This window comes from Maribacter sp. 4U21 (assembly GCF_002742365.1).
In the GTDB taxonomy this organism is placed as follows: domain Bacteria; phylum Bacteroidota; class Bacteroidia; order Flavobacteriales; family Flavobacteriaceae; genus Maribacter.
This window is the reverse complement of sequence record NZ_MDGN01000080.1, coordinates 1-5,014: the sequence shown is the minus strand read 5'-3', so window position 1 is coordinate 5,014 and position 5,014 is coordinate 1. Positions and strand designations below refer to the sequence as shown.

Genomic DNA, 5,014 nt, shown 5'->3' with positions numbered 1-5,014 from the left:
GGTTTCGAAGTAAGGCGGCTACCTACTCTCCCACTTGGTATAGCAGTACCATCGGCGCAAACGGTCTTAACTTCCCTGTGCGGAATGGTAAGGGGTGTGCCCCGTCGCCATGGCCACCTAAAAATTGAGTTGTCGGTTCTTGGTCCGTAGTGAGTCGTAGATAGGCTACCGACAGCTATGGACCGTCAACCGTCAACCGCGGCATTGCCGCAATTTTGTTGACATAATAAAGGAACAGGTACCCAAAAAGAAAGTAACGTCGTATCCGTTACGTCGAAGCGATACGTTCGTACAAGTAATGACGAAAAAGGAGTTGCACCCCCGTCCGGGGACGGGGGATGCGTGTGCGCAAGCCTGACGGGCAATTAGTACTACTCGGCTACGGACGTTACCGCCCTTCCACCTATAGCCTATCGACGTGGTCATCTCCCACGGCCCTTTAAAGAAATCTCATCTTGTGGCCGGTTTCGCGCTTATATGCTTTCAGCGCTTATCCGATCCCGACATAGCTACCCAGCAATGCCCCTGGCGGGACAACTGGTGCACCAGCGGTCGGTCCGACCCGGTCCTCTCGTACTAGGGTCAGATCCACTCAAATTTCTAACGCCCGCAGTAGATAGAGACCGAACTGTCTCACGACGTTCTGAACCCAGCTCGCGTGCCACTTTAATGGGCGAACAGCCCAACCCTTGGGACCTTCTCCAGCCCCAGGATGTGACGAGCCGACATCGAGGTGCCAAACCCCCCCGTCGATATGAGCTCTTGGGGGAGATCAGCCTGTTATCCCCGGCGTACCTTTTATCCTTTGAGCGATGGCCCTTCCATGCGGAACCACCGGATCACTATGCTCTTGTTTCCAACCTGGTCGACCTGTATGTCTCTCAGTCAAGCGCCCTTGTGCCATTGCACTCTACACACGATTGCCAACCGTATTGAGGGCACCTTTAGAAGCCTCCGTTACTCTTTTGGAGGCGACCACCCCAGTCAAACTACCCACCACGCACTGTTCTCTCCTTGGAGAGTTAGGCTTCAGACAAGCAAAGGCTGGTATTTCAACAATGACTCCACCACACCTGGCGATGCGGCTTCAAAGTCTCCCAGCTATCCTACACATTGCTTGACCGAAGTCAATACGAAGCTATAGTAAAGGTGCACGGGGTCTTTTCGTCCCACTGCGGGTAACCGGCATCTTCACCGATACTACAATTTCACCGAGCTCATGGCCGAGACAGTGTCCAGATCGTTGCACCATTCGTGCAGGTCGGAACTTACCCGACAAGGAATTTCGCTACCTTAGGACCGTTATAGTTACGGCCGCCGTTTACTGGGGCTTCAATTCAATGCGTCGCCGAAGCTAACATCTCCTCTTAACCTTCCAGCACCGGGCAGGTGTCAGGCCCTATACGTCATCTCTCGATTTTGCAGAGCCCTGTGTTTTTGATAAACAGTCGCCTGGACCTCTTCACTGCGGCCCCCCATACAGGGGGCGACCCTTCTCCCGAAGTTACGGGTCTATTTTGCCTAGTTCCTTAGCCATGAATCTCTCGAGCGCCTTAGAATACTCATCCCAACCACCTGTGTCGGTTTACGGTACGGGCTGCTTCACTCGCTTTTCTTGGAAGTCCATCCGCTGGATTATCACCTTGACCGTAGTCTCGGTGTACTATCGGGGCGTTACCGCTCCCTTCAACGTACAATTCCGTCTGTACGCACCAACTTCTCGCCTCCGTCACTTTTAGCGTGAGCAGGTACGGGAATATTAACCCGTTGTCCATCCACTACCCCTTTCGGGTTCGCGTTAGGTCCCGACTGACCCCCAGCTGATTAGCATAGCTGGGGAAACCTTGGTCTTTCGGCGTGCGGGTTTCTCGCCCGCATTATCGTTACTTATGCCTACATTTTCGTTTGTAGCTCCTCCAGCATCCCTCGCAGGTACACCTTCAACGGCACTACAATGCTCCCCTACCCCTCTATAAATAGAAGTCACGGCTTCGGTGATATACTTATGCCCGATCATTATCCATGCGGAACCGCTCGACCAGTGAGCTGTTACGCACTCTTTAAATGAATGGCTGCTTCCAAGCCAACATCCTGGCTGTCAATGCAGTTCCACCGCGTTATATCAACTTAGTATATACTTTGGGACCTTAGCCGGTGATCCGGGTTCTTTCCCTCTCGGACATGGACCTTAGCACCCATGCCCTCACTGCGCAGAAACATTTCATAGTATTCGGAGTTTGTCAGGAATTGGTAGGCGGTGAAGCCCCCGCATCCAATCAGTAGCTCTACCTCTATGAAACTATCTACACGCTGCACCTAAATGCATTTCGGGGAGTACGAGCTATTTCCGAGCTTGATTGGCCTTTCACCCCTACCCACAGGTCATCCCAAGACTTTTCAACGTCAACGGGTTCGGTCCTCCACTATGTGTTACCACAGCTTCAACCTGCCCATGGGTAGATCGCACGGTTTCGCGTCTACTACTACTGACTATGGCGCCCTATTAAGACTCGCTTTCGCTACGGCTCCGTTCCTGAAGAACTTAACCTTGCCAGTAAAAGTAACTCGTAGGCTCATTATGCAAAAGGCACGCCGTCACCCCGAAGGGCTCCGACCGCTTGTAAGCGTATGGTTTCAGGATCTATTTCACTCCGTTATTCACGGTTCTTTTCACCTTTCCCTCACGGTACTGGTTCACTATCGGTCTCTCAGGAGTATTTAGTCTTGGCGGATGGTCCCGCCGGATTCATACAGGGTTTCACGTGCCCCGCACTACTCAGGATACCACTATCTGAAAGTTCCTTACCTATACCGGGCTATCACCGTCTATGGCCAAGCTTTCCAACTTGTTCTAGTTCGTCACTCATCGAATATCGTGGTCCTACAACCCCGTTATTGCCGAAACAACAACGGTTTGGACTAATCCGATTTCGCTCGCCGCTACTATCGGAATCACTTTTGTTTTCTCCTCCTCCGGGTACTTAGATGTTTCAGTTCCCCGGGTTTGCCTCCTTGCGGATACTATATCTTCAATATAGTGGGTTGCCCCATTCGGATATCTACGGATCATATCGTGTGTGCCGATTCCCGTAGCTTTTCGCAGCTTATCACGTCCTTCTTCGCCTCTGAGAGCCTAGGCATTCCCCATACGCCCTTTTCCAGCTTGTCGCCAAACCTTCTTGTTTGCTTACTTATTATGTATTCGTACTCTTTTCTGTAATCGCACACCATAAGGCGTACGATCAAGATTCGTGTTTCTTTCTTTTTAGGTATATACGACACTAATGTCGTATATCCTGTTCCAATATGTCAATGAACGTTGTCGTGAGCCACGACTGGCAATTAAATCCAATCGGACCCAAACACAATACATGAAGATAAATTCATTATCTCCAGGCATTGCCTGGTGGAGAATATCGGAGTCGAACCGATGACCTCCTGCGTGCAAGGCAGGCGCTCTAGCCAGCTGAGCTAATCCCCCAATTACTAGTAGTTAGCAATCAGTAGTTAGTAGTTAGTACAACTACCACTCAACTTCTAGAATTTCCTGTTCAGTATTTCAGTCTCAATGAACGTTGCCCGGTTCTCCCTAAAAAACCCTTGGGCCCATTAGTAGTCCCAGGCAGACTCGAACTGCCGACCTCTACATTATCAGTGTAGCGCTCTAACCAGCTGAGCTATGGGACTGTCCCTACACTACAGCTCCATAGGAAGCATGTAACGTATTTACTTATATATCGTAATTGTGGAGCTGTTGTAGATAGTGATGATCAAAATCGAATTATAAATCGAAAAAACGGGACCGGGAACTTCTTCCGAAAAGGTCAGGGACCGTCCGCTGGGCGGACAATCTCTAGAAAGGAGGTGTTCCAGCCGCACCTTCCGGTACGGCTACCTTGTTACGACTTAGCCCTAGTTACCGATCTTGCCCTAGGCCGCTCCTTACGGTGACGGACTTCAGGCACTCCCGGCTTCCATGGCTTGACGGGCGGTGTGTACAAGGCCCGGGAACGTATTCACCGGATCATGGCTGATATCCGATTACTAGCGATTCCAGCTTCACGGGGTCGAGTTGCAGACCCCGATCCGAACTGTGACAGGTTTTGTAGATTCGCTCCGCCTTGCGACGTGGCTGCTCTCTGTACCTGCCATTGTAGCACGTGTGTGGCCCAGGACGTAAGGGCCGTGATGATTTGACGTCATCCCCACCTTCCTCACGGTTTGCACCGGCAGTCCCGTTAGAGTCCCCATCATGACATGCTGGCAACTAACGGTAGGGGTTGCGCTCGTTATAGGACTTAACCTGACACCTCACGGCACGAGCTGACGACAACCATGCAGCACCTTGCAAATTGCCCGAAGGAAAAGGCATCTCTACCCCTGTCAATATGCATTTAAGCCCTGGTAAGGTTCCTCGCGTATCATCGAATTAAACCACATGCTCCACCGCTTGTGCGGGCCCCCGTCAATTCCTTTGAGTTTCATTCTTGCGAACGTACTCCCCAGGTGGGATACTTATCACTTTCGCTTGGCCGCCCAGCACTCAAGGTGCCGGACAGCTAGTATCCATCGTTTACGGCGTGGACTACCAGGGTATCTAATCCTGTTCGCTCCCCACGCTTTCGTCCATCAGCGTCAGTATATGGTTAGTCAGCTGCCTTCGCAATCGGTGTTCTATGTAATATCTATGCATTTCACCGCTACACTACATATTCCGCCAACTTCACCATAACTCAAGACGACCAGTATCAAAGGCAATTCTACAGTTGAGCTGCAGACTTTCACCACTGACTTAATCGCCCGCCTACGGACCCTTTAAACCCAATAATTCCGGATAACGCTCGGACCCTCCGTATTACCGCGGCTGCTGGCACGGAGTTAGCCGGTCCTTATTCTTACGGTACCGTCAACAGGCTACACGTAGCCCTTTTTCTTCCCGTATAAAAGCAGTTTACTACCCATAGGGCATTCTTCCTGCACGCGGCATGGCTGGATCAGAGTCTCCTCCATTGTC

The 5,014-nt window shown here is 51.3% G+C and carries 2 tRNA genes and 3 rRNA genes; all 5 read right to left on the bottom strand.

The features are described 5' to 3' along the window. Positions 1–9: 9 nt before the first annotated feature. A 5S ribosomal RNA gene (gene rrf, locus BFP77_RS16755) occupies positions 10–121 on the bottom strand. 223 nt (positions 122–344) lie between these two features. Next, positions 345–3,170, bottom strand: a 23S ribosomal RNA gene (locus BFP77_RS16750). Between the two features lie 234 nt (positions 3,171–3,404). Further along, a tRNA-Ala gene (locus BFP77_RS16745) sits at positions 3,405–3,481 on the bottom strand. Positions 3,482–3,613: 132 nt separating this feature from the next. Further along, positions 3,614–3,687, bottom strand: a tRNA-Ile gene (locus tag BFP77_RS16740). Between the two features lie 170 nt (positions 3,688–3,857). Continuing rightward, positions 3,858–5,014: ribosomal RNA gene (locus BFP77_RS16735) — 16S ribosomal RNA — on the bottom strand; the annotation flags it as partial.